21 protein-coding genes and 1 pseudogene are annotated in these 23,315 nt (G+C 75.0%); 10 read left to right on the plus strand and 12 right to left on the minus strand.

What is annotated here, in order from left to right:
- The first annotated feature begins 3 nt into the window (after positions 1 to 3).
- Positions 4 to 1,401 carry an MATE family efflux transporter gene (locus AB0Q99_RS17680; RefSeq protein ID WP_363572686.1) on the plus strand — a complete coding sequence of 466 codons (1,398 nt, stop codon included), beginning with the start codon at positions 4 to 6 and terminating at the stop codon, positions 1,399 to 1,401.
- 23 nt (positions 1,402 to 1,424) lie between these two features.
- On the opposite strand, the gene AB0Q99_RS17685 is transcribed toward AB0Q99_RS17680, so the two are convergent.
- Positions 1,425 to 1,811 carry an MFS transporter gene (locus tag AB0Q99_RS17685; RefSeq protein ID WP_363572902.1) on the minus strand — a complete coding sequence of 129 codons (387 nt, stop codon included), beginning with the start codon at positions 1,809 to 1,811 and terminating at the stop codon, positions 1,425 to 1,427.
- Between the two features lie 40 nt (positions 1,812 to 1,851).
- The gene (locus AB0Q99_RS17690) at positions 1,852 to 2,442 is read right to left on the minus strand and encodes a TetR/AcrR family transcriptional regulator (protein WP_363572688.1); all 591 of its coding nucleotides are present in this window, start codon (positions 2,440 to 2,442) and stop codon (positions 1,852 to 1,854) included.
- A gap of 73 nt (positions 2,443 to 2,515) precedes the next feature.
- On the opposite strand from AB0Q99_RS17690, the gene AB0Q99_RS17695 reads away from it, so the two are divergent.
- Positions 2,516 to 2,674 carry a hypothetical protein gene (locus AB0Q99_RS17695; RefSeq protein ID WP_363572690.1) on the plus strand — a complete coding sequence of 53 codons (159 nt, stop codon included), beginning with the start codon at positions 2,516 to 2,518 and terminating at the stop codon, positions 2,672 to 2,674.
- A gap of 94 nt (positions 2,675 to 2,768) precedes the next feature.
- Here the strand turns inward: AB0Q99_RS17695 and AB0Q99_RS17700 are convergent, their stop codons facing one another.
- Positions 2,769 to 2,948 (minus strand): antitoxin, encoded by a 180-nt coding sequence (locus AB0Q99_RS17700; RefSeq protein ID WP_363572692.1) that lies wholly within the window; start codon positions 2,946 to 2,948, stop codon positions 2,769 to 2,771.
- Between the two features lie 151 nt (positions 2,949 to 3,099).
- Between AB0Q99_RS17700 and AB0Q99_RS17705 the strand changes: the two genes are divergently transcribed.
- On the plus strand, positions 3,100 to 4,776 hold the full coding sequence (locus AB0Q99_RS17705) for a M28 family metallopeptidase (protein ID WP_363572694.1): 1,677 nt from the start codon (positions 3,100 to 3,102) through the stop codon (positions 4,774 to 4,776).
- Positions 4,777 to 5,071: 295 nt separating this feature from the next.
- Positions 5,072 to 6,478, plus strand: coding sequence for a dihydrolipoyl dehydrogenase (gene lpdA, locus AB0Q99_RS17710; RefSeq protein WP_363572696.1), 1,407 nt, complete (start codon positions 5,072 to 5,074; stop codon positions 6,476 to 6,478).
- 118 nt (positions 6,479 to 6,596) lie between these two features.
- Here lpdA and AB0Q99_RS17715 read toward each other — a convergent pair whose 3' ends face one another.
- The 4 genes from AB0Q99_RS17715 to AB0Q99_RS17730 form a co-directional block, all read right to left on the minus strand.
- Complete coding sequence (locus AB0Q99_RS17715) at positions 6,597 to 7,457, minus strand: sigma 54 modulation/S30EA ribosomal C-terminal domain-containing protein (protein ID WP_363572698.1); 861 nt, start codon at positions 7,455 to 7,457, stop codon at positions 6,597 to 6,599.
- A 122-nt stretch (positions 7,458 to 7,579) separates the two neighbouring features.
- The gene (locus AB0Q99_RS17720) at positions 7,580 to 7,915 is read right to left on the minus strand and encodes a GNAT family N-acetyltransferase (RefSeq protein ID WP_363572700.1); all 336 of its coding nucleotides are present in this window, start codon (positions 7,913 to 7,915) and stop codon (positions 7,580 to 7,582) included.
- 168 nt (positions 7,916 to 8,083) lie between these two features.
- Positions 8,084 to 9,175, minus strand: a complete 1,092-nt coding sequence (locus AB0Q99_RS17725) for an AI-2E family transporter (RefSeq protein ID WP_363572702.1) — start codon at positions 9,173 to 9,175, stop codon at positions 8,084 to 8,086.
- 409 nt (positions 9,176 to 9,584) lie between these two features.
- On the minus strand, positions 9,585 to 9,809 hold the full coding sequence (locus AB0Q99_RS17730) for a hypothetical protein (RefSeq protein ID WP_363572704.1): 225 nt from the start codon (positions 9,807 to 9,809) through the stop codon (positions 9,585 to 9,587).
- A gap of 394 nt (positions 9,810 to 10,203) precedes the next feature.
- Here AB0Q99_RS17730 and AB0Q99_RS17735 point away from each other — a divergent pair, with 394 nt between their 5' ends.
- Positions 10,204 to 12,234, plus strand: a complete 2,031-nt coding sequence (locus AB0Q99_RS17735; protein WP_363572706.1) for a LamG-like jellyroll fold domain-containing protein — start codon at positions 10,204 to 10,206, stop codon at positions 12,232 to 12,234.
- Positions 12,235 to 12,380: 146 nt separating this feature from the next.
- Here the strand turns inward: AB0Q99_RS17735 and AB0Q99_RS17740 are convergent, their stop codons facing one another.
- Together AB0Q99_RS17740 and AB0Q99_RS17745 are read right to left on the minus strand one after the other, a co-directional pair.
- Positions 12,381 to 14,234, minus strand: coding sequence for an alkaline phosphatase family protein (locus AB0Q99_RS17740; protein WP_363572708.1), 1,854 nt, complete (start codon positions 14,232 to 14,234; stop codon positions 12,381 to 12,383).
- 238 nt (positions 14,235 to 14,472) lie between these two features.
- Positions 14,473 to 15,138 (minus strand): TetR/AcrR family transcriptional regulator C-terminal domain-containing protein, encoded by a 666-nt coding sequence (locus tag AB0Q99_RS17745; protein WP_363572710.1) that lies wholly within the window; start codon positions 15,136 to 15,138, stop codon positions 14,473 to 14,475.
- 70 nt (positions 15,139 to 15,208) lie between these two features.
- Between AB0Q99_RS17745 and AB0Q99_RS17750 the strand changes: the two genes are divergently transcribed.
- The gene (locus AB0Q99_RS17750) at positions 15,209 to 16,627 is read left to right on the plus strand and encodes an FAD-dependent monooxygenase (protein WP_363572711.1); all 1,419 of its coding nucleotides are present in this window, start codon (positions 15,209 to 15,211) and stop codon (positions 16,625 to 16,627) included.
- Positions 16,628 to 16,720: 93 nt separating this feature from the next.
- On the opposite strand, the pseudogene AB0Q99_RS17755 reads toward AB0Q99_RS17750, so the two are convergent.
- A pseudogene (locus tag AB0Q99_RS17755) lies at positions 16,721 to 17,218 on the minus strand (polyketide cyclase /reductase); the annotation flags it as partial.
- A gap of 12 nt (positions 17,219 to 17,230) precedes the next feature.
- Between AB0Q99_RS17755 and AB0Q99_RS17760 the strand changes: the two are divergent.
- Both AB0Q99_RS17760 and AB0Q99_RS17765 read left to right on the plus strand, forming a co-directional pair.
- On the plus strand, positions 17,231 to 17,362 hold the full coding sequence (locus tag AB0Q99_RS17760) for a hypothetical protein (protein ID WP_363572713.1): 132 nt from the start codon (positions 17,231 to 17,233) through the stop codon (positions 17,360 to 17,362).
- Positions 17,363 to 17,583: 221 nt separating this feature from the next.
- A complete protein-coding gene (locus tag AB0Q99_RS17765) occupies positions 17,584 to 19,164 on the plus strand; it encodes a threonine/serine exporter family protein (protein WP_363572715.1) in 1,581 nt (526 codons plus the stop codon).
- 99 nt (positions 19,165 to 19,263) lie between these two features.
- Here the strand turns inward: AB0Q99_RS17765 and AB0Q99_RS17770 are convergent, their stop codons facing one another.
- Positions 19,264 to 19,605: a hypothetical protein gene (locus AB0Q99_RS17770; RefSeq protein ID WP_363572717.1), complete on the minus strand. Its 342-nt coding sequence runs from the start codon at positions 19,603 to 19,605 to the stop codon at positions 19,264 to 19,266.
- A 238-nt stretch (positions 19,606 to 19,843) separates the two neighbouring features.
- Here AB0Q99_RS17770 and AB0Q99_RS17775 point away from each other — a divergent pair, with 238 nt between their 5' ends.
- Positions 19,844 to 20,485, plus strand: a complete 642-nt coding sequence (locus AB0Q99_RS17775; RefSeq protein WP_363572719.1) for an L-threonylcarbamoyladenylate synthase — start codon at positions 19,844 to 19,846, stop codon at positions 20,483 to 20,485.
- A gap of 46 nt (positions 20,486 to 20,531) precedes the next feature.
- Here the strand turns inward: AB0Q99_RS17775 and AB0Q99_RS17780 are convergent, their stop codons facing one another.
- Positions 20,532 to 21,035: an N-acetyltransferase gene (locus AB0Q99_RS17780; protein ID WP_363572721.1), complete on the minus strand. Its 504-nt coding sequence runs from the start codon at positions 21,033 to 21,035 to the stop codon at positions 20,532 to 20,534.
- A gap of 492 nt (positions 21,036 to 21,527) precedes the next feature.
- Here AB0Q99_RS17780 and AB0Q99_RS17785 point away from each other — a divergent pair, with 492 nt between their 5' ends.
- Positions 21,528 to 23,222: an enoyl-CoA hydratase-related protein gene (locus AB0Q99_RS17785; protein WP_363572723.1), complete on the plus strand. Its 1,695-nt coding sequence runs from the start codon at positions 21,528 to 21,530 to the stop codon at positions 23,220 to 23,222.
- Positions 23,223 to 23,315 lie beyond the last annotated feature (93 nt).

Here is a 23,315-nt window from a genome sequence, read left to right on the forward strand (position 1 = left end):
ATCATGCGCGGGCATCTGTCCCGGCTCACGGCGCTCGCCGTACCCGTCTACGCGGAACTGCTGTCCGGGGTGGTCGCCTCGGTGATCGGCACGCTCTGGGTGGCCGGCCTCGGCGGGGCCGCGGTCGCCGCCGTCACACTGGCCGGAACCGTCGAGAACCTGCTGCTCGGGCTCGTCCTGGTGGTCGGCTCCGGCACCAGCGTCCGGCTGTCCCACGCGCTCGGCGCCGGCGACCGCGCCGAGGCCGCCCGCACCACCCGCGCCGCCTGGTGGCTCTGCGCCGCGGGCAGCCTCGCGCTCAGCGTCCCCGGCTTCCTGCTGCGCGACCGGCTGGCCGGCACCTTCCTGGACGGCGAGGCCGCCGTCCACGCCGCCGAGTACCTCACCGTCGCCTTCCCGGCCTTCGCGCTGTTCTTCGGCCAGCGCGTCGCCGACGAACTGTTCAAAGGCGCGGGCGACACCCGCACCCCGATGCGGATCGCGCTGCTCTCCAACGCCCTGCTGCTCGCCCTCGACCCCCTGTTCATCCTCGGCGCCGGCCCCGTGCCCGCCCTCGGCGTACCGGGCGCGGCGCTGGCCCTGACGGTCTCGCGGGCGATCGCCTTCGCCGTCACGCTGTGGTTGCGCGGGCGGCTGGAGACCCGGCCGGCTGGGGGAGCCGGAGCGGCTGGGGCGGCCGGGGGAGTGCGTGCGGCGGCGGCCCGGATCGTGCGCGCGGGAGCGCCGTTCAGCCTGGACTTCACCGCCCGGATGGCCGTCGGCACGGCCCAACTCGGGCTGGTCGCGGGCTTCGGCGTCGCGGCGGTGGCCGGGTTCGGGGTCGGCTACCGGGTGCTGCTCGTCGTCACCATGGCCTTCTACGCGCTGCGCCAGGCCGCCGCGATCGAGGCCGCCCGCCTCACCGGGGCGGGGGAGACCGGCGCGCTGCGCACCCTGCAGCGCGCCACCGGACGTCTCGCCGCGCTCACCGGCGCGGTGGCGGCGGTGCTGTCCGCGACGCTCGCCGCCCCGCTGACCGCGCTGTTCACCGACGACCGGGCGGTGGCGGCGCAGTCCGTCGGCTTCCTGCGGATGGCGGCGCTCTACCTGTTCCCGTACGCGCTGGTGGTGGCCCTCGGCGGGTTCCACCAGGCGACGGGCGCCGGCCGCCCGCTGGTGCTCTCCGTCCTGCTCGGCCTCGGCGCCCAACTCGCCACCTCGGCGGCGCTGTCGGGGCCGTGGGGGGTGTCGGGCGTCTGGCTCGGACCGGCGGTGGGTGCGGTCCTGCAACTCGCGCTGCTGGTGGCCCTGGTGGGACGCCGGGCGGGTGCCGGTGCGGGTGCGGATTCACCATCGGGTAGGGCGTCGGCCCCGGCCGCGGTGAGGGTCGACGAGGCGCAGGTGCTGCAGTCCGTCGAGTGACCCTGCGGCAGTTCGGGAAACCGTCAACTCGGCCCCGGGGCACGGCCGGACGGGTGGCCGGGTCCGCCCGCCGCGACGGCTGCGCCGACCCGCTCCGCGCGTGCGCCGACGGCGTCACGGGCGGGCGGCGGACTCCCGCAGCCGATCGCGGATGCGAGGCCGATCCCGGCGGAACTCGCGGCGAAACCCGCCACACCCGCCACGCCGAGGGCGAGGGCGAGCCGGTGCCCGTAGTGGTCGCCGAGCCGGCCCGCGAAGACCGGCAGGGCGGCGACCGTGACGAGGTAGCCGGTGGCGGCCCACTGGACGGCGGCGACCGAGGCGTGCAGGTCGTGCTGGAAGGCCGGCCGGACGACGGTCAGCGCCGTGCCGTCGAGGGCGACCAGGCCGGCACCGGTGCTGCTCGCGATGAGGGCAGCCGTCGGTGGAGTCGCCGGTGGAGCCGCGGTGTCACCGGGTGGCCGGGCCCAGGTGCGCGTCCAACGCGGCGCGCAGCAGCGGCTCGACGTCCTCGCCGCCGGTGATGAGCCGCAGGCTGCCCCAGGTGCGCAGCTGGGCCAGGCCGTGCAGGTTGGACCACAGGGCGGCGGTGGCGGCGGCCGGGTCCTCGGAGTCCGGGTGCACCTCGGCGACCAGACCGACGAAGGTGAGGAACAGCGGCACGGTGGTGCGGCGCAGCTCCGCGCCGCTGCCCTCCAGCAGGTCGTGACGGAACATCAGCTCGAACATGCCGGGGTTGGCGGCCGCGAAGCCGAGGTAGGCGCGGGCGAGCGCGTCGAGGCGGCTGCGGGCGTCGGCGCCGGTGCCGGCGGCGAGGGCGTCGGCACCGGCCAGGGCGTCGGTGAGCCGGCCGAAGCCCTGCTGCGCGATGGCGGCGAGCAGCTCCCGGTGGGTGGGGAAGTAGCGGCGGGGCGCTCCGTGCGAGACCCCGGCGTGGCGGGCGATCTCGCGCAGGCCGAGGGCATGGACGCCCCCGGTGGCCACCAGTTCGACGCCGGCGGCCACGAGACGGGCCCGGAGGTCCCGGTCCTGATCAGTCATGGACACTGTCTACCAGCACGGCGTAGACAGTGTCTACCCGTCTTCGCGGAGGTGTCGGGGCAGAATCTGCGGCATGGACGAAGGCGGCGAGTCGGTCTGCTGGCTGGAGCGGGTCTGCCCGGAGTGCGGGCGGCTGCGCGAGCGGCCCGGGCCGCAACCGTGCGAGAACTGCGGCGCTGCCGAGGACGACCCGCCCCGCGCGGCCGGGCGGCCGGATCCCCGCGAGGGCTGAACCCCGAACGGGCCCGCCCGGGCCCACCGAAGCCGGACCCCGGTCCGGCCGAGCGGCCGGACCGGGGTGGTGTGCGCCTGGAGGGCGACCGGGCCTACTGCGGCGGCGGCTCGTCCCGGAACTGGCTCTTCAGCTGCTCCTGGGTGCTGTCCACCTGGCCGCCGTACTTGCCCTGAGTGCGGTCGTCGACGGCGTCACCCGCCTTGTCGACGGTCTTGTCGGCCTGCTCTTCGTGGCCCTTCAGCAGGCTCTTGAGCTTATCCATCATGGACATGTGGTCACACTCCCGGATGAGACGGCCCCACTCCTCCAATATCACCGCGCATCCCCCCGCGCGCATCCCGCAGGCTGCGCGGCGGGCTTGGCAAGGCGTTTCCGGTCCTGTCAAATCGTGAGTTCACGGCCCGTCGGAAGGAGTCGCCCTGATGCTTCGAACCCGTCGCTCGACCTCCCCGCTCGACCGCTCCACCACGAACGACCACGCGACGAACGACCACGCCACCCGGCCGGACAGCGCCACCCCGTTACCGCGCTCGCGCTCGGCCGCCAGCCGGCGCGGCGCGGGTGCCGCACTGACCGTCGCCGCCCTGGTCACCCCGTTGCTGCTGGCCGGTGCGGGGAGCGCCGCCGCCGATCCGGACCCGGCACGCAAGGGCGCCAAGCTGGCCGCCCGGCTGGTCGAGGCCAGCGACGCCGAGACCGCTCGCGACACCCTGGCCGCGCTGCAGCGGATCGCCGACCGCAACGGCGGTACCCGGGTGGCCGGTTCGAAGGGCCACGAGCAGTCCGCCCAGTACGTCTACGACCGGGCGCGCCGGGCCGGTCTCACGGTGTCCAAGCAGGAGTTCGAGTACACCTTCTTCGAGGCCCGCACCCAGCGCCTCGACGTGGTGTCCCCGAAGGCCGAGTCCGTGCCCGTGATCGCCATGACGTACTCGGTGAGCGGCCCGGACGCGGGCCTGACCGCCGAGTTGGCCGTCGCGCCGGTCAGCGCCACCACCGGCTGCGCGGCCACCGACTACCCGGCGGGCGGGTTCACCGGCAGGATCGCCCTGATCCGCCGCGGCGGGTGCAGCTTCGCCCAGAAGCAGGCCGCCGCGGCGGCAGCGGGCGCGTCCGGCGCGCTGATCTACAACAACGCCGACGGCGACCTCAACGGGACCCTCGGGGACCCGACGGCCGGCAAGGTCCCGACCGGCGGGATCACCAAGGCGGCCGGTGAGGCGCTGGCCACCGCCGCGGCCGCCGGGCCCGTCCGGGTGACCCTCGACATCCGCACCCTGATGGAACCGCGCAAGACCTGGAACGTCATCGCCGAGACCCGCGGCGGCGACCCGGCCGACACCGTGATGGTCGGGGCGCACCTCGACTCCGTCCCGGCCGGGCCCGGCATCAACGACAACGGTTCGGGCTCGGCGGGCATCCTGGAGGTCGCGGAGAACCTCAATGTCCACCCGGTGAAGAACAAGGTGAGATTCGCCTGGTGGTCCGCCGAGGAGTTCGGCCTCAAGGGCTCCGAGGCGTACGTGAAGTCGCTCTCCGAGGCGGACCGGAAGAAGATCCGGCTCTACCTCAACTTCGACATGATCGCATCCCCCAACTACGCGCAGTTCGTCTACAACGGCTCCGGCAGCGCCGGCGGCGGCGCGGGCCCCGAGGGCTCGGCCCAGATCGAACGGGACCTCACCGGCTACCTGGACGGCCTCGGCCTGCCGCACGACCCGACCGCCTTCGACGGCCGCTCCGACTACGGCCCGTTCATCGACGCGGGCATCCCGGCCGGCGGCACCGACACCGGCGCCGAGAAGATCAAGTCCCCGGAGCAGGCGGAGCGTTACGGCGGCGCGGCGGGCACCGCCTACGACTCCTGCTACCACAAGGCCTGCGACAACCTCGGCAACATCGACATGGACGCCTTCGACGTCAACATCGACGTGATCGCCCACGCCGTCGGCACCTACGCCTGGGACCTCTCCTCGCTGCAGCGGCCCGCACCGGCGCCGGCCACGGCCGGGAAGTCGGCGGGCAACCCCGTCGGGAAGCCCGCCGGGGCACCGGCCGCCGCCGGCACGAGCGGCTGCGCCGACGACGTGACGGCCTGACGCCCGGGTGGGCCCGCTGCCGTCCTCGGGCGGCGGGCCCACCCGCCCGCCGTACGCACCGCGAACGCCGCACGCGAATCCGCCATCCGCTCCTCCCCTCCGTCATCCCTCCGCCATCGCCCCTGGTGGGCGCCGGTGCGGTCACCGTAGCGGAGGGTACTGACAATCCGGCCCCGGGGCCTGTACGGTGCCGCGCGGAGCGCATCCGCCGTGACCCGGTGGGTGCGCCGAGCCCGGTCCTGCCACCATGGGACCGAGATCACGACACCGTGGCACCCTCGGAGGAGTCAGCAACATGAGCACGCACTACGACGTCGTCGTCCTCGGCGCGGGCCCCGGCGGTTACACCGCCGCCGTCCGCTCGGCCCAGCTGGGTCTGAAGGTCGCGGTCATCGAGGCCAAGTACTGGGGCGGCGTCTGCCTCAACGTCGGCTGCATCCCCTCCAAGGCCCTGCTGCGCAACGCCGAGCTCGCCCACATCTTCACCAAGGAGGCCAAGACCTTCGGCATCAAGGTCGAGGGCCAGGTGACCTTCGACTTCGGCGAGGCCTTCCGCCGCAGCCGCTCGGTGGCCGACGGCCGGGTCAAGGGCGTCCACTACCTGATGAAGAAGAACGGCATCACCGAGTACGACGGCTGGGGCACCTTCGTCGACGACCGCACCATCCAGGTCGCGCTCAGCGGTGGCGGCTTCGACGTGGTCACCTTCGACCACTGCGTCATCGCCGCCGGTGCCACCACCCGCCTGCTGCCCGGCACCAGCCTGAGCGAGCGCGTGGTCACCTACGAGGAGCAGATCCTCACCGAGCAGCTGCCGGAGAGCATCATCATCGCGGGCGCCGGCGCGATCGGCGTCGAGTTCGCGTACGTGCTGCACAACTACGGCGTGAAGGTCACCATCGTCGAGTTCCTCGACCGGGTGGTGCCGCTGGAGGACGTCGAGGTCTCCACCGAACTCGCCAAGCAGTACCGCAAGCTGGGCATCGAGGTGTTGACCTCCACCCGGGTCGAGTCGATCGACGACAGCGACCCGAACGCCAAGGTCCGCGTCACCGTCACCAAGGGCGGCGAGCAGAAGGTGCTCGAGGCCGACAAGGTGCTCCAGGCGATCGGCTTCGCGCCGCGCGTCAACGGCTACGGCCTGGAGAACACCGGGGTCAAGCTCACCGACCGCAACGCCATCGCGGTGGACGGCCGCGGCCGCACCAGCGTCGAGCACATCTTCGCGATCGGCGACGTCACCGCGAAGCTGATGCTCGCGCACGCCGCCGAGGCCATGGCCGTGATCGCCGCCGAGACCATCGGCGGGGCGGAGACCATGGAGGTCGACTTCGCCATGATCCCGCGCGCCACCTACTGCCAGCCGCAGATCGCCTCCTTCGGCTACACCGAGGCGCAGGCCCGCGAGCTGGGCCACGACGTCAAGGTCGCCAAGTTCCCGTTCACCGCCAACGGCAAGGCGCACGGGCTCGGCCACCCGATCGGCTTCGTCAAGGTCATCAGCGACAACCAGCACGGCGAGCTCCTCGGGGCCCACCTGATCGGCCCCGAGGTGACCGAGCTGCTGCCCGAGCTGACGCTGGCCCAGCAGTGGGACCTGACCGTCCACGAGGTCGCCCGCAACGTGCACGCCCACCCGACCCTCGGCGAGGCGGTCAAGGAGGCCATCCACGGCCTCGCCGGTCACATGATCAACATGTGACGCTCCGGTCCTGACGCCCGGCCGCGTCCCGCGCTGCACCCCGTGCCGAGTCCCGCCCCGCGCCCCGTCGAGCAGGTGCCCGACGGGGCCGGGCGAGGCGGGACGCAGGTGCAGCTGCTCAGGCCCGGCCCGCGATCAGACCGAGCCGGCCGTCGAAGCGCCGGTAGAGTACCCGGCCGCGCCCGCTGGCGGGGTGGGCGAAGAACAGGAACGGCAACTCGGCGGCCTCCAGCCGGTCGACGGCCTGCGCCTCGGTCAGCCGGGGCGCGCCGTACGGGCTGAGCGTGATCGGCGCGGTGCGGCGTCCGGGCGGGCCGGCGGCGACGGTACGGGCCAGGCGGTAGCCGGTCGGCCCGACCCGGTAGACCACGGCGTCGGTCTCGGTCGCCGGATCGGTGAACAGGTGGATGTGGTAGTCCATCGCGTCCATCGTCCGGGCGGCCGCCTCCGGCGAGCACCACACCAGCGCGGGCTCCTTGCGCCGGGCGATCCGGGCGCCCGCACCGGCCACGGCGGGCCGGACGGCGGACGGTACGGCGGGCAGGCCGACGAGCGGACCGCCGGTCGGCACGGTGGCGGCGGACGGTCCGGCCGACAGCACGGCGGGCACGGCGGGCGCGGCGGGCGCGGCGATCCGGTGGCCCGGCCACGGGCGGGGCACCCAGGCGCCGGTGACGGCCCCGATCCTGCCGCGCAGCGCGTCGGCGGCCCGGTCGAGGGAGTCGCCCAGCCCGGCCGCGAGCTCCTGGACGCGGATCCGCCGACCGTCCACCTCGGCGTTCACCTGCGCCAGCACGCCGCCGGCCACGGCCGCCAGCCTGACCCGCAGCGCCTCCACCAGCGTCCCCACCCCGGGCGCCACCGCCGCAGCGGCGATCCGGCCCCGGGCCTCGGCCACGACCTCGCCCGTCAGCCTCTCGAACGCCCCCACTGCGACCAACTCGCCCATCACCAGGCCCTTCCATCCCGTCCGGCGCATTCCGCCGACCAGGATCCCGACCCCCTCGGCCCCCGGCCAGGGCCCAACGGCCCCCACCCGCTGGGCCGACCGGGCCCACCCGGCGGGCGGACGGGCCCGGGCGGTGCCGTGCGGCGGTCCGGTCAGGAGAGCCGGGTGCGGAGCCAGCCCTTGACCTCGGGGGTGACCGGGTCGGTGAGGTCGGTGAACTCCTCGTGCTTGGTGAGGAACGTGGCGACGTAGGGGCAGATCGGCACGATCCGCTTGCCCGCCGCGCGCACGTCGGTCAGCGCCTCCTGGACGAGACGGGCGGCGAGGCCCTGGCCCGCGAAGGCGTCGTCGATCTCGGTGTGGAAGAAGACGCGCTGGTCCTCGTGGTCCCGGTACTCGGTGAAACCGGCGAGCTTGCCGTCCACGAGGATCTCGTACCGGTGCCGCTCGTCCGCGCGCTCGACGACGGTGCTGGTGGGAGTGGTCACGGTGGGGCCCTTCGGTCGTGCGGAGTGTCACGGAAGTCGATCACCGGCATCCTGCCAGGCCGCCCCCGAACGGGCCATCCCCGAACGGGCCATCCCCGAACGGGCCATCCCCGAACTGCCGCACACGCGCTCGCGGTGGGGCCGCTGCCGACCGACGCCACCGCACCCTCAACCCTCGTGCCGCTCGCCCTCGGCCCGGTCCGGGCGCCCGCGCGGGCCGGGGTGGGCCCGCAGCTCCCGGAGTTCGCCGATCACCGCCCAGGCGACCGACACCACCGGCACCGCCACCACCGCGCCCAGGACACCGGCCAGGACGGCGCCGCCGATCACCGACAGGGCGATCACCACCGGATGGATCCGGACGGACCAGCCGAGCACCAGCGGGTGCAGCAGGTGGCCCTCGATCTGGCCGATGACCACGATCAGGGCGAGCACCAGCAGGGCGACCACCGGGCCGCGGGCCGCCAGGGCGACCAGGGAGGCGATGGCCAGCGCGATCGGCGAGCCGATCAGCGGGATGAGCGCCGCCACGAACTCGAGCACCGTCAGCGGCAGGACCAGCGGCACCCCCAGGATCGCCAGGGCGATGCCGACCAGCACGGCGTTGGTCGCCGCCACGATCAGCACACCGCGGGTGTAGCCGGCGAAGGTGCGCCAGGCCGCGCGCCCCGCCCGGTCCCAGACCGTCCGGCTGCCGGTCGGCAACTGCCGCTGGGCCCAGGACCACATCCGGTCGCCGGAGTGCAGGAAGAACACCGAGCAGAACACCGAGAGCGCCAGCCCGGTGACCAGTTCGACGGCCCGGCCGGCGCCGCTGAGCGCGGTGCTGACCAGCGTCGAGCGATGGGCGGCGATGAAGTCGCCGATCTTGGCCCGCAGGTCGGTGACGGTTCCGGGCCGCAGGTGGAAGGGGGCGCCGGTCAGCCAGTGGTCGATCCGGCCGAGGCCGCCGCGCAGTTCGTTGCCCAGCCGGTTCCACTCGTCGGCGACGGTCGTCCCGACCAGCGTCAGGACCCCGCCGATCACCGCGAGGGCGCAGAGGAAGGCGATCAGGACGGCGAGCGAGCGGGGCACCGCCCTGGCCGACAGGTCGACCAGCGGGCGCAGGACCGAGGTGATGACGAGTGCCACGAACAGCGCGATGACCGGCAACTGGAGCCGGGCGAGGACGTCGACGACCAGGTAGGCGCCGATGCCGAGCAGCCCCAGCCGCCAGGTGTACCCGGCCGCCGTCCGGAGCCCCTCGGGGATGCGCTCCACGGACCGCGCATCCTTCCCGGGCGCCTTCCCGGGCGTCGCCGGGCCGCCGCGCCGCGCCCCCACCCGGGGGCGCCTGCTGCCGAGCGGCACGACGCGCCGGTCCGGCCGCCCCGGGTCCGGCGGGGACTCTTCGTGCACCTGCCGCCTCCTGAACGCCGTACGCGCGCCGCGTTCCGTCCGCCGAGCCTCGCCAGGGCCTCGCCGGACCACCTACGGCCGACCGGGCCCCCGAGCCCACCGGTCGGGGCTCGCAGCAGCACCCTGCTCCGCCCCGGTGGTAGCCGACCCGGGCGCTGAGCGAGCCGGTGGGGGAGGGTGCCGTGGACGACGGTGACCACGGACAGCCCCTGGTCGAGGCCGCCGCGCTGCCGCCGCCGTGACCGGTGTCGTGACGGGCCGTGACGGGCCGTTACGGGGCGCTGGCCGCCAGGGCCTCGCGCACGGTGAGCAGGCAGGGGTCGCAGTACCGGTCCGGCCCGGCCTCGTCGCCGCCGTCCCCGGCCGGGACGACCCGCTGGGACGGCTCCAGGAACCGCCCGCACAACGACGACGTCGCGTCGTCCTTCGCCACCACGTGCCACACCACGACGGGTGGCGACACCGCCGGGTCGTGCTCGGCCCACATCTCGTACACGGCGCTACCTCCGGATCGCTGGGGCTCGGTCAGTCCATGCAACCCCGGGGGCTCCCGAACGGCCACCGGGCCAGACCCGGTGGGATGGTTGTCGCCCGGGCGGGGCCGGGGGCCGCTTCCGCACGCGGGAGCCCGCCGGTCCCGGGCGGCCGCACGCCGCGCGCAGGCGTACGGCCGTCGGGGCCCAGCTCCACGCGCTCCTCGCGGCCCTTCTCGCCCGTCCCCCGCCCCGCAGAGGCCGGCGAGGCCGCCACGCCGTCCCGGCCGGCACGGGTCCGCCACCCGGGCGCCCACCGTCGGATTCGACCGCTGTTCAGCGGTGCGTGGCTCCGCCGATGATCTCCGACCGCTCCCGGTACGTACCGTCAGGACCCCACCACTTCCGGGAGTGATCATGCACGACATCCACGAGTCCGGGCACGAGTGCGACTGCCCGCGGACCGCCGACCTCGACGGGGACGGACCGGCCGCGGCCGGCCGGCGCCGGTTCCTGCGCGGTGCGGGCCTGCTGGGAGCCGGGGTCGGGACGGCGGGGCTCGGTCTGCTGGGCGCGGCGCCCGCGCGGGCGGCCGGCCCCGAAACGGTCGCCGGGCCCGGCGCCGCGACAGGAACGGCGCCGGGGAAGGCCAAGGGAACGAAGGGCCGGGGTCGCTGGCAGCCCGACCCGGACGCCCGGCGGTTCACCGTGGTCGTCATGCCGGACACCCAGTACCTCTTCGACCAGGACCGGATCCACCCGGCGCCGCTGGAGGCCTCGATCCGCTACGTGCTGGACGGCGGGGTCAACCGCGAGGACGGCACGGACGACAACATCGTCTTCCTGGCCCACCTCGGCGACGTCACCGAGAACGGGCTGGCCGTCGAGTTCGCCGCCGTATCCGAGCTGTTCGGCCTGCTGGACGAGGCCGGCGCGGCCTACGGCGTGCTCGCGGGCAACCACGACGTCCGCTCCTCGACCGACGACCGGCGCGGCAGCACCCCGTACCTGGAGACCTTCGGCACGGAGCGGGCCGCCCGCACCGCCGGGTACCACAGCTCCAGCCCGGACGGTTACAACACCTGCCACGTCTTCAGGGCCGGCGGCCGGGACTGGATGCTGCTCTCGCTGGACTGGCGGCTCTCGGACGCGGGCTTCGCCTGGGCGAACGCGGTGATCGCCGCCAACCCGAGGCTCCCGGTGATCCTGACCACCCACGACCTGGCGTACGCCGACGACAGCGGCCGGGCCGAGCTGTCCGACTACGGCAAGCGGCTCTGGGAGCGGCTGATCGGCGGCAACGACCAGGTCTTCCTCACCGTCAACGGCCACTACTGGCCGCCCGGCCGGACGGTGCTGAAGAACGCGGCGGGCCACGACGTCCACGTCCACGTCACCAACTACCAGGACCGTTACTACGGCGGTGCGGCGATGATCCGTGCGTACCGCTTCGACCTCGACCGGAACACGGTCGACGTGTCGACCTTCTCGCCGTGGATCCAGCAGATCGCGGCCGAGGAGCGCAACGCGCTGGCGGCGCAGGAGGTCGAGCTGACCTCGGACGTGGACCGCTTCTCGCTCGCCGTCGACTTCGACCGGCGCTTCGCCGGCTTCGCGCCCGTCCGGCAGCGCCCGGCGCGCCGGGCGGCCGAGCTGCTGGTCCGGGACACCGTGGCGTACTGGCGTTTCGACGGCGGTGGTAGTGGCGGCGGCGGCGGTGCCCGCCCGGCGGCCGGCAGTGCCGTGTCCCCGCAGCAGGTGGTCGAGGACCTGGCCGGGCAGGGCAACGACCTGTTCTGGCAGGGCGCCCCGGGCACCCCGGACAGCGCGCTCAGCTGGTCGGCCGACCACCACCCGGACCAGCCGGGCCACGGCAGCCTGCTGTTCCGGGGCACCCGTTCGCCCGTCCGCGGCGCCTACCTGCAGACCGCGCCCACCGCGCCGCTGAACCGGGAGACCTTCGAACGCGGCTTCACCGTCGAGGCGTTCTTCAAGCTGCCCGCCGACTGGGACTCCGCGCAGAGCCGTTGGTCGGCGCTGCTCAGCCGGTGGGGGACGGCGGGCGAGGCGGGCCGGAGCGGGCCGGGGACGGACGCGGACGAGCCCGTCGCCACCCTCAGCGTCTCCGAGGCGCCGGCCCTGCAGTGGTGCGTCTACCCGGTCAACCAGACCGGGGCGTCGACCTGTTGGGGGCACCAGCTGCCGCTGGACCGCTGGTGGCACGTCGCGGTCGTCAACGACGGCAGGCTCAGCCGGATGTACGTCGAGGGCTGCGAGGTGGCGCGCAACCCGGCGACGCCGGCCGTCGGGCTGACCACCCTGGGGCGCCCGTGGATGTTGGGCGGCTACTCCTACGCGGGGGTGCTGGACAAGGTGTTCCACGGGTACGTCGGGGACGTCCGGATCGTGAAGCGGGCGCTGCGGACGGGCGAGTTCATGACCGCCTGAGCACGTGACCGCCTGAGCACCTGACCGCACCGAGGGCCCCGACCGCCCGGCCGCCCGCGGAACGCGACACCGCCGGGCCCTCGACGAGGACCCGGCGGTGTCGGTGTCGGCGCGCCGGTACGTGCGCGCGCGTCCCGGACGGAGCGTCAGCCGCGGCGGCCGCGCCTGCGGCGGGTGACGAACACCGCGCCGCCGCCGAGCGCCAGCAGCGCCACGGCCGTGAGCGCGATCGGCAGGGTGGCGGAGTCCGCACCGGTGGTGGCCAGCGCCGGGCCGGAGGCGCCGCTCGTGGGCGCCGCGACGCCGGTCCCGGAGGCGGGCGCCGAAGCCGAAGCCGAGGCCGAGGCCGAAGCCGAGACCGAGGCCGAGCCGCCGCCGGTGGGCTGACCGGTCGGGGTGGCCCCGCCGGCCGGCTGGCCGGTGGCCGGGTCGAGCAGGAGGGTGGCCGACTGCGGGTTCTTGAAGTCGAACATGCCCTCGATGGAGCCGGCGTGCTCGTCGAAGGAGGCGTCGCCGATCCGGCCGGTCTTCCAGTTGTCCTCGACGAAGCGCAGGACGGAGGTCTGGTCGGTCAGCGTGTGGTCCACGAAGTTCGCCTTGGCGTACGGGGACGCGACCATCAGCGGCAGGCGGGGGCCGTAGCCGCAGCGGTCGGCGTAGCCGCCCGAGCCGCCGTCCTTGCCGCACTGGCCGGGGCCGCTCAGGCTGTCGTTGGCGGCGTCCCGCGAGCCGTTGACGGGCTCGGCGAACTTGTGGTCGTACCAGCCGTCCGAGTCGTCGTACGCGATGACGACGGCGGTGGAGGCCCAGTCCTTGGACCGCTGCAGCTTGTTCAGGGTGTCCACGACGAAGTGCTGCTCGTCCAGCGGGTCGGAGTAACCCGCGTGGCCGTCCTGGTAGTTGGCGGCCTTCAGGTAGCTGACGGCGGGCAGGTTGCCGTGCTGCAGGGCGGCGTCGAAGTCGGTCAGGTCGTACTGGTGGTTGGCCTGGCCGTCGTGGCCGACCTCGTCCACGTCCTTGGGCGCCAGGTGCTTCGGGTTCGCCGTGGACTTGTAGTACTGGAACGGCTCGTGGTGCGGGTTGTAGTCGGTCTGCGACGCGCCCACGATGTTGGGGTGGGCGGCTCCGCAGACGGCCTTGCCGTCCTTGTCGCCGGTCGGCTTGAAGCCGCCCTGGAACCAGCCCCAGCTGACGCCCTTGTCGTTCAGCAGGTCGCCGATGGTCCGGCCGGTCATCACCAGCTGGTTGTGCTGGGGGTTGGAGCAGTCGTCGTAGCCCGGGTCCGGGTCGTTGATGACGGTTCCGACGCCGTTCGCGTCCGGGGAGGAGACCACGTAGGCGTCGGTGGTCTTCTGGCCGGTCTTCGGGTCGACGGGGTAGCCGCCGTGGGTCTGGCCGGTGACCAGGTTGAGCGCTCCGGGGGTGGACGGGCCGTAGGTGGTGCCGAAGAAGCTGTCGCTCATCGCGAAGCGCTGGGCGTAGTTCCACAGTGCGGTGACGGTGTTGCCGTCGTAGTAGTCCATCACCAGGCCGGGCTGGGTGAACATCGGGGCCTTGCAGCTCTCGACGTCCGTGTGCTCGACGAACTTGTCCATCTTCCCGCCGTCGAAGGCGAGTTGCTCGTCCTTGTAGGTGTGGTCCTGGTCGCAGGTGACGGCCTGGGACGGGCTCAGCCGCTTCGGGTTGGTCCCGTTCGGGTTGTGGTGGAGCAGGTCGTCGGAGAGGCCGTCGACCTTCGGGGTGCCGGGCTTGGCGGTGAACTTCACCTTGTCGTCGGCGGTGTTGGCCGCGTTCGGGTAGGTGCCGAAGTAGTGGTCGAAGGAGACGTTCTCCTGGAAGATCACCACCAGGTGCTTGATCGGGGTGGCGGTCTGCGGGCCGTCGGCCGCGAAGGCCGCGGGCGCGCCGCCGAAGGTCGCCGCGGAGACCGCCAGGGAGGCCGCGCCGACCAGGCCGGCGCCGGAGCGGAGCCAACGGCTGCGGGTGGGGACTGCGTGCATGGTTGGTACCTCGGACGTCACGTCAGGTCTTTCGGAGTAGGGGCCCCGCCGGGTGGATCTCGGGCGGCGGGGCGCCATGAAGCTGGACGGGCGAGGTGAACGCAGTTTACATGGACATGTGAATGCGGACTGAACGAGGGTGGTCCGAGGGGGAGCCTTCGGGCTGCGAATCGGTTCGGACGCGTCGAAGGTCGACGGACCGTCAGTCGAGAGCCATGAGCGGCCCGGCGACCGTCCGTCAGTCGCGCGCGAGGGCCTCGACCCCGGCCAGGACCAGTGCCAGGCCCTGTTCGAAGCCCTCCTCGAAGTCCTGGAACATCACCCGGCCCGCCTCGGCCGCGAGCGGGTGGGCGGCCAGGCGTTCGGCGCGGGCCTCGACGTCGTAGCCCCCCTGGCCCGCGAAGGGGTTGGGGCCCATCGCCTGTTCCTCGATGACGTAGCCGATGGTGTAGCTGTACGCCGTGTACCAGGCCCGGGTGGCGGTCGCCATGGTGAAGCCGGCGTCCATCAGCACGCGCAGCGAGGCGTCCAGGCCGGCCGCGTACGAGGTGTCGGTGAACCGGGCGCCGCTGTAGACCTTCGCGCCGTCGCGGTGGCGCAGCAGTTCGGCGCGCAGGGTGCGCATCGTCGTGAGGTACACCGTCCGCCAGTCCCCCGGTGGCTCCGACGGGCCGCCGCCCGCCTCGGCCGTACGGGCCGTCATGCGGCGCATGATCTCGGTCGCCATCTCGTCCAGCAGGGCCTGCTTGTCCTTGAAGTGCCAGTACAGCGCGGGTGCCTTGACGTCGAGTTCGGCGGCGATGGCGCGCAGGGTGAGGCCGTCGAGGCCGACCTCGTCGAGCAGGCGCAGCGCGGCGTCGACGACCTGGGCGCGGTCGAGTTTGGGAGTTCTCTGCGGAGTCACGCTTGACAGTTTAACGCCGTTAAGTGCAGGCTTTCGGCATCGGCTACTTAACAACGTTAAGGAGGTCGCCGTGACCATTCGCGGCACGCACACGGACGTCCTGATCATCGGCGCCGGCCCCACCGGCCTCGCCCTCGCGCTCGACCTCGCCCGGCACGGCGTCGCCGCGCTGCCGGTCGAACGCGGCACGGAGCTCTTCCCCGGCTCGCGCGGCAAGGGCCTGCAGCCGCGCACCCTGGAGGTCCTCGACGACTTCGGGGTGCTCGACCGGGTCCGCGAGGTGGCGGGCCAGTACCCGCCCAACCTGTTCTGGAAGGACGGCGAGCCGCAGGGCGAGCGCCGCATGTACGAGCCGACCGAGCCGTCCGAGGCCGAGCCGTACACCGAGACGCTGATGCTGCCGCAGTGGCTCACCCAGCGGGTCCTGTACGGGCGGCTGCGCGAGCTGGGCGGCGAGGTCGCCTTCGGTCGCGAACTGGTCGGCCTCTCCCAGGACGAGGAGGGCGTGACCGCCGAGTTCGCCACCGGCGCCCCGGTCCGGGCCCGCTACCTCGTCGCGGCCGACGGCGGGCGCTCGACCGTCCGGCGGCTGCTCGGCATCGGGATGACCGGGGAGACGGTCGACCCGTCCCCGATGCTCGTCGCGGACGTACGGGTCACCGGGCTCGACCGCGAGCACTGGCACGTGTTCCAGGCCGACGAGGGCGTGCTGGCGATCTGCCCGCTGGGCGGCACCGAGGACTTCCAGCTCGTCGCCGCCTTCCCCGAGGGGGCGGCCGTGGACCTCACCCTGGACGGACTGCGCAAGGTGGTCGCCGCTCGCTCCCACCTGACCGCCGATCAGGTCACCGAGCTGCGCTGGATCTCCGAGTTCCGCCCGCGCGCCGCGCTCGCGGACCGGTTCCGCGAGGGCCGGGTGTTCCTGGCCGGGGACTCCGCGCACGTCCACTCGCCGGCCGGCGGGCAGGGTCTCAACACCAGCGTCCAGGACGCGTACAACCTGGCCTGGAAGCTGGCCGCCGTGCTGGCCGGCCGGGCGGACGCCGCGCTGCTCGACACCTACGAGGAGGAGCGCCGCGCCAACGCGGCGGCGATGCTCGCGCTGTCGACCCGGGTCCACCGCGGCGAGGAGCGCCGGGGCCGGGCGACCCAGCAACTCGGGCTCGGCTACCGGGAGTCCTCGCTCGCCGTGGACACCCGCCCGGACCTCCCGGAGGACGCGCTGCGGGCCGGTGACCGGGCCCCCGACGGCCGCCGGGGCGGCACCCGCCTGTTCGACGCGTTCCGCGGCCCGCACTGGACCCTGCTGACCGTCGGCACCGACGCCCCGCTGCCCGCCCTCGCCGCCCCGGTGGTCCGCATCCCGGCCTACCAGGCGTACGGCACCGGCGTCTTCCTGGTCCGCCCGGACGGCTACCTCGGCTGGGCGGGCCGGACCGCCGACGGCCTCGCGGACTACGCGGCCCGGCAGGGGATCCTCGCCGACTGACCGCGGCCCGCGCGCCGCGCCGCCGCGCGCGGCATGCGGGCCGCCGGCCGGCCCGCTCGCCGGGGTTCGGTCCGCCTGCTGCCGGGCGTCGGCCTGGGCGCGGGCCTCGGGGGTGGCCTTCAGGTCGTGCAGCCAGCCGTCGAGGCCTTGGCGCAGGATCGCGGTGGCGGCGGGCACGTCCGCGTCGACCTGGGGGCCGGTGTGGGTCTCCTCGGTGCGCACCGGCACCCCGCCGGCGACCTCGGTGAAGGTCCACACGTGGACGCCGTCGATGCGCAGCCCCTCGGAGTCGGCGGGGCCGGTCCGGCGGACGCGGGAGCCGGGCCGCAGTTGCCGGACGGTCGAGGTGATGTCCACGTCGGTGGCCGTGGTCGCGGGGTTCCGCGGCAGCGGGGTGGTCCAGTGGAACACCGAACCCCGGTGCAGCGGGCCGTGGTCGAGACGCTCCGCGGTCCGGCCCGGGGGCTGCCAGGACGGCCCGTACGCGACGTCGGTCGGCAGCTGCCAGCCGGTGCGCAGCGGCGCGTGGATCAGCGCCGCGGTCCGGTGGCGGATCCGGGCGCCGGGGTCGATGCCGGCCCCTCGGCAGGTCCGGGGCGTGTCGTGGCGACCACCCCGCCCCCCACCGGCGCGGTCCACCGCTTCCCGGTCCGCTGGACGCGCCCGCACGGCGTGCTGTCCCTGGAACACGCCGGCCACTTCACCGGCATGGGCGTGCTGGCCCCCCGGTTCTGACCGCCCGCCGAAGCCCGCCGGAGCCCGCCGGAGCCCGCCGGAGCCCGCCGAAGCCCGCCGGAGCCCGCCCCTCGGGCCCGACTCCGTCGCGACGGGGCGTGTACGGCCGGTCGCACTCCGATCCGGACGGGTGCGCGGAGCCTCGGGCGTTCACACAACCATCACTCCGGGTAGTTGATCCACAGCATTGAGTGGACAGGGGGTGGGGTCAGGGAGTCGCGATGTCGGATCACGAGCAGTTCGGCGCGCGCGCCGCTTCGGAGGGACGTCCGCCCCGCTCGGAGCGGGTGCCGCCGCAGGCCGCGGCGCCCGGCAGCCCCGCCGAGGCCGCCCGTCCGGTCCCCGAGGCCGTCCGGCCCGCCCCCGGGGACGGCGACACCGCGGCCCCCTGGCACGACCGGATGCTGCCCCTGCTGCGCACCCCGACGGCCGACCGCCGGCTGGCGCCGTACCCCTCCGGTGCGGAACCGCCCGGGACGGCCGAACCGGCCCGGGTGCTGGACCTCGCGCTGCTGGTGGGCGAACTGCTGCTGGCCAGCGGCGAGGCGGCGGAGGACGTCGAGGCCGCGATGCTCGCCGTCGCACGCGCCTACCGCGTCCACCCCTGCGACCCGCAGGTCACCTTCACCCGGGTGGCGATCTCCTACCAGCCGGGCGCCCCCGGGCCGCCGCTGACGGCGGAGTGCTCGGTGCGCCGCCCGGCCGGCGACTACGCGCGGCTGGCCGCGGTCTTCCGGCTGGTCACCGAGATCGCGACCGGCGGGGTCACCGTCGACGACGCCCATGACCGCCTGGTCGCCGTCCTCCGGCCCAGCCGCCGCTACCCGACCCGGCTCGTCCTGCTCTGCTGCGGCCTGCTGGCCGGGGCCGCGACCCTGCTGGTCGGCGGCCGGACCGACGCCCGGGCGTGGCTGGTGTTCGCCAGCGCCGTCGTCGCGGCCCTGGCCGGCGACCGGCTCTCGGCCCTGGTGGCGCGCCACGACCTCCCGGCCTTCTACCAGTTCGTGGTGGCCGCGGCCCCGGCGGCCGTGATCGGCATCCTGCTGTCGTTCAACGGGCTGCACCTGCGCGGATCGGTGGTGATCACCGGCGGGCTGTTCGCCCTGCTGCCGGGCTGGCCCATGGTGGCGGCGGCCCAGGACGGCCTGGCCGGCTTCTACCTGACCGCCGCGGCGCGCTTGCTGGAGGCGCTGTACCTGATGGCCGGCGTGGTGATCGGCGTGATGACGGTCCTCTACGTCGGCGTCAACAACGGTGCCGACCTCGCGGCCCAGGACGCCCCGGCCGGAGCGGTCAACCCACCGCTGCAGCTCGCCGCGGCGGTACTGCTGACCCTGGCGTTCGCGGTGCTGCTGAACACCGAGCCGGCCGCGCTGCCCGCGGTCCTGCTCAACAGCGCGGCCGGGTGGACGACGTACGGGGTGCTGGCCAACGCCGGCGCGGAGCCGATCCTGGCGACCGGCCTCGCCGCCGGGCTGGTCGGACTGTCCGGTCAGCTGATGGCGCGCTACCGGGGCGCCCCGGTGCTGCCGCACGTCACGGCGGCCCTGGGACCGCTGCTGCCCGGGTCGGTGCTGTACTTCGGGATGCTCGCCTTCGTCCGGGGCCGCCCCGAGATCGGGCTGAGCGGCATCGGGCGGGCCGCCGCGATGGCGATGGCCCTGGCGATCGGGGTGAACCTGGGCCGCGAGCTGGCCCGGCTCTTCCTGCCCGCCCCACGCCCGGCTCCCCGTCCGGCCCCGCGCCCCGGCTCACGCCTCGTGCCACCGGCCCGCCGCCAGGGCGGCCGCCACCGCCGGTGACGCGGCACCGGCTGATCCCCGCTCAAGACGGTGCGCCGACCGGTCACGGCCCCCGGCCCCCGGACCCCCGGACCGCCGCAGGCGGGGCCACCCCACCCGTCAGGGGCAGTCCTCGTGCAGCCCGCAGAGCCAGGCCAGCGCCTGGTGGGCGCCGAGGACGTAGGCGTGGTCCGTGCCCTGGGCCAGGGCCCGGCGCAGGCGCACGGCGGCGGCCTGGCACTCCGCCAGCAGCTGCGCCCGGCACGGTTCGGCCGTGCCGACCGCGGCGGTGGCGGTGACGGGCGCGGCGACCTGGGCCCCGGCGGCCCACCGGTAGGCACCCAGCACACCGTGCTCGAACCCGGTCCACGGCCGGGGGCGCCGGTTGGCCGTGTCGATCGCGGCGAACACCTCGTCCAGCGGGCGCACTCCCACGGCCGGGATCGTCTCGTCACTGGTCATGTGCGCAACCTACGTCCGCCCGGGGCCGACCGCCCCCGGTGACGCCGCCCGGCGCCGCGCGGCGGCCGTCCGGTCCACCCGGGCGGCGGCGGGCCGGGCGGCGCCCGGGCCCGACCGGCGCGGGGCCCGGCGGGGGAGCCCCCGTCCGCCCGGTAGTCTGGCCGGATCGAGCCCGGCCGGTGAGGTGGCCGGGCCGGAGGAACGGTGCGGGCCGGCGGCCCGTCGGTGGAGAACCCTGATGACTCGTCGTTTTGACTGCTCGGACGCGTCCGAGCGCGCAGCCGGGCTGCGCGAGGCCGTGGCCGCGGTGCGCCGCGGCGAACTCGTCGTGCTGCCCACGGACACCGTGTACGGGGTGGGCGCGGACGCCTTCGTGCCGGAGGCGGTGGCCCGGCTGCTGGCGGCCAAGGGCCGGGGGCGCAACATGCCCTCGCCGGTGCTGGTCGGCTCCCCGGAGGGCCTGGACGGCCTGGTCGAGGTGACGCCGCGTGCCCGGGACCTGGTGGCCGCGTTCTGGCCGGGCGGGCTGACCGTGGTCGCCCGTCACCTGGCGTCGGTCGAGCTGGACCTCGGCGAGACCGGCGGCACCGTCGCGGTCCGGATGCCAGCGCACCCGGTCGCCATCGAACTCCTCAACGCCACCGGACCGTTGGCGGTCTCCAGCGCCAACCTGACCGGGCACGACTCCCCGCAGGACTGCGACGCCGCCCAGGGCATGCTGGGCGACTCGGTGGCGGTCTACCTCGACGGCGGCCCGACCGCCGCCGCCGTGCCGTCCTCGATCGTGGACGTCACCGGCGAGGTGCCCGTCCTGCTGCGCGCGGGCGCGATCGGCGCCGAGCGGCTGCGCGAGGTCGTCCCCGACCTGCGGGAGCGCTGAGCCGCGCGGCCGGAGGCCGCGGCGGCCGGCGGGGGCGTGCCCCGGCTCAGGCGGTGACGGCCGCGGGCCGGGCCAGCCACTCCGCCCAGGACACCTCGTGACCGATGAGGCAGGGCTCCCGGAAGGGCCACGCCTCGGCGATCCAGCGCGGGACGAGCGCGTCCAGCGCCCGCTCCAGCTCGGTGCCCACCCGGTCGTCCACCACCCACCAGGAGATCTCGGCGTCCGAGCCGGCCTTCTGCGGCGGGTCGATGTAGACGCAGCCGAGCAGGGCCGTCTCCGCCTCGTCGAACAGCGCGTAGTTGAACGACTCGTGGGCGGCGATCTCCCGCTCGTGCCGGACCAGGTCGTCCAGGTCCTGCTGGTGGGTCATGGTGGCGGGCGGCCAGCCCCAGGCCTCGCCGTAGATGGACCAGAGGCGCTCCCGGGAGCCCATCACGGCGGGGTAGTCGAGATCGGTGTCGGTCCCGGCGATCGGGCGCAGGTGGTGGGCGCCACCGGGGAGCGGCACGTGGACGGGGTGGACGAAATCGGCGGGCAACCAGGTCATGGGCCGGCAGGCTAGTCGAGCACGGCTGCGGTCCGCGCGGAATTTCCCGGCGGGGCCCGGGCGGCCGGGCCGGCACCGGTCGCGGGGAACCGCTCGGCGGCTCAACCGGCCTGCGGCTCCCGGCCGTTGCCGCCCGGGTGCCGGTCACCGGTCTTTGCTCGACGCCACCCTGCTCGCTCGCCCGCCCGCTCACCGCCGTCCGGCGGGGCACGGCCGAACTCCCGGACGCCGTCGAGCAGTACGAGCAGCGGATGCCGGAGTACGGCTTCGCCGCCGTGGCCGAGCGCCCGGACCGCCTGCCGGACCTCCCCCGCCCGCCGAGCCCCGTGCCCGCCGAGCCCTGCCCACTGGGCCCAGCGCCGACCGCCGCCCGATCGCTCGGCCGCCGCTCGGGTGAACGGGCGGCGCGGCACGCCGCACCGGCCGGGGGACCCGCCGGACCGGGGGCGATGATCTCCGGGTTCCCGGCCGCCCGCACCCCCGGAGGCAGACATGCGGATCCTGCTCCTCGCCAGCGCGTTCAACAGCCTCAGCCAGCGCCTGCACGCCGAACTGCGGGACCGGCGGCACACCGTGGACGTCCGGCTCGCCGGGGACGACGAGGACCTGCGGGCCTCGATCCGCGGCCTGGAGCCGGACCTGCTGCTGGCGCCGATGCTGCGCACCGCGATCCCCGAGGACGTCTGCGCGGCGCTCACCTGCCTGGTCGTCCACCCCGGACCGCCCGGCGACCGGGGCCCCTCCTCCCTCGACCGGGCGGTCCAGGAGGGCGTCGCCGAGTGGGGCGCGACGGTGCTCCAGGCCGAGGCGGAGCTGGACGCCGGGCCGGTCTGGGCGGGGGAACCCTGCCGGCTGCCCGCGCACGGGAAGAGCGACCTGTACCGCAACGAGGTCGCCGACGCCGCCGTCCGGGCCGCCCTGCTCGCCGTCGAGCGCTTCGCCTCCGGCTCGTACGCGCCGCAGCCGCAGCACGGCCCCTCCTGGCGGGAGCCGGTGCGGGTCCGCCCCCACCTGCGCCAGGCCGAGCGCCGGATCGACTGGGCGGCCGATCCCACCACGACGGTGCTGCGCAAGCTCCGCGCGGCCGACTCCCAGCCCGGGGTGCTCGACACGCTGGTCGACGGCGAGTGGTACCTGCACGGCGGGCACCCGGAGCCGCTGCTGCGCGGCCGCCCGGGCGAGCTGATCGCCACCCGCGCCGGGGCGGTGTGCCGGGCCACCTCGGACGGCGCGGTGTGGATCCCCGAACTCCGCCGCCGGTGCCCGCCCGGCGGGCCCGCGACCTTCAAGCTCCCGGCGGTGACGGCGCTCGGCGCCCTGCTGCCCCCGCTGCCGGAGTCGGCGGTGCCGCTGTCGGCCGACGAGGACGGGCGGCCGTCCGGCTGGACGGACATCGGGTACCGCGAGGAGGGCCCGGTCGGCTTCCTGCGCTTCTCCTTCCCCGGCGGCGCGATGGCCACCGACCACTGCCGCCGGCTGCTGGCGGCGTACCGCTTCGCGCTGGGCCGGCCGACCTCGGTGCTGGTGCTCGGCGGCGGCCGGGACTTCTTCTCCAACGGCATCCACCTCAACGTCATCGAGGCCGCGCCGGACCCGGCCGCGGAGTCCTGGGCCAACCTCACCGCGATGGACGACCTGGTCGCCGAGGTGCTCACCACCACCGACCGCCTGGTGGTCGCCGCCGTCGCCGGGAACGCGGCGGCCGGCGGGGTGATGCTGGCCCTGGCGGCGGACGAGGTCTGGTGCCGACGGGGCTCGGTGCTCAACCCGCACTACCGGCTGATGGGGCTGTACGGGTCGGAGTACTGGACGTACTCGCTGCCGCGCCGGGTGGGGCCGGTCCGGGCCGCGCGGCTGATCGCGCGGGCGCTGCCGGTGTCCGCCGCGTCGGCCGAGCGGATCGGCCTGGTCGACCGGGTGCTCGACTGCGGTCCGGCGGAGTTCGGCCCGGGCGCGGCCCACCTGGCCGGGCTGCTCGCCGCCTCGCCCGCCACCCAGCGGCGGATCGTGGCGAAGAAGGCCGCGCGCGAGGCCGACGAGCTGGTCAAGCCCCTCGACGCCTACCGGGCGGAGGAGCTGGCGGTGATGCACCGGCAGTTCTTCACCCCCGAATCGCCGTACCACGCGCTGCGGGCCGCGTTCGTCCGCAAGCGCCCGGCGCCCGCAGGGCTCCTCGCCGCGACGTGACCCGAACGGCCCCGTCCGGCTCGCGCGCCCCGGCGCCCCCGTCGGCCCTCCGGACCGGCGTCCGCACCGGACTGTTGCTATGACTGTGTTCGA

The sequence above is a fragment of the Kitasatospora sp. NPDC086791 genome (assembly GCF_040685975.1).
Lineage (GTDB): Bacteria > Actinomycetota > Actinomycetes > Streptomycetales > Streptomycetaceae > Kitasatospora.

Coding starts and splice junctions, on each gene's coding strand:
- AB0Q99_RS17680 (WP_363572686.1), top strand. CDS start 4: ATGCGCGGGCATCTGTCCCGGCTCACGGCGCTCGCCGTACCCGTCTAC.
- AB0Q99_RS17690 (WP_363572688.1), bottom strand. CDS start 2,442: ATGACTGATCAGGACCGGGACCTCCGGGCCCGTCTCGTGGCCGCCGGC.
- AB0Q99_RS17695 (WP_363572690.1), top strand. CDS start 2,516: ATGGACGAAGGCGGCGAGTCGGTCTGCTGGCTGGAGCGGGTCTGCCCG.
- AB0Q99_RS17700 (WP_363572692.1), bottom strand. CDS start 2,948: ATGTCCATGATGGATAAGCTCAAGAGCCTGCTGAAGGGCCACGAAGAG.
- AB0Q99_RS17705 (WP_363572694.1), top strand. CDS start 3,100: ATGCTTCGAACCCGTCGCTCGACCTCCCCGCTCGACCGCTCCACCACG.
- lpdA (WP_363572696.1), top strand. CDS start 5,072: ATGAGCACGCACTACGACGTCGTCGTCCTCGGCGCGGGCCCCGGCGGT.
- AB0Q99_RS17715 (WP_363572698.1), bottom strand. CDS start 7,457: ATGCGCCGGACGGGATGGAAGGGCCTGGTGATGGGCGAGTTGGTCGCA.
- AB0Q99_RS17735 (WP_363572706.1), top strand. CDS start 10,204: ATGCACGACATCCACGAGTCCGGGCACGAGTGCGACTGCCCGCGGACC.
- AB0Q99_RS17740 (WP_363572708.1), bottom strand. CDS start 14,234: ATGCACGCAGTCCCCACCCGCAGCCGTTGGCTCCGCTCCGGCGCCGGC.
- AB0Q99_RS17765 (WP_363572715.1), top strand. CDS start 17,584: ATGTCGGATCACGAGCAGTTCGGCGCGCGCGCCGCTTCGGAGGGACGT.
- AB0Q99_RS17770 (WP_363572717.1), bottom strand. CDS start 19,605: ATGACCAGTGACGAGACGATCCCGGCCGTGGGAGTGCGCCCGCTGGAC.
- AB0Q99_RS17775 (WP_363572719.1), top strand. CDS start 19,844: ATGACTCGTCGTTTTGACTGCTCGGACGCGTCCGAGCGCGCAGCCGGG.
- AB0Q99_RS17780 (WP_363572721.1), bottom strand. CDS start 21,035: ATGACCTGGTTGCCCGCCGATTTCGTCCACCCCGTCCACGTGCCGCTC.
- AB0Q99_RS17785 (WP_363572723.1), top strand. CDS start 21,528: ATGCGGATCCTGCTCCTCGCCAGCGCGTTCAACAGCCTCAGCCAGCGC.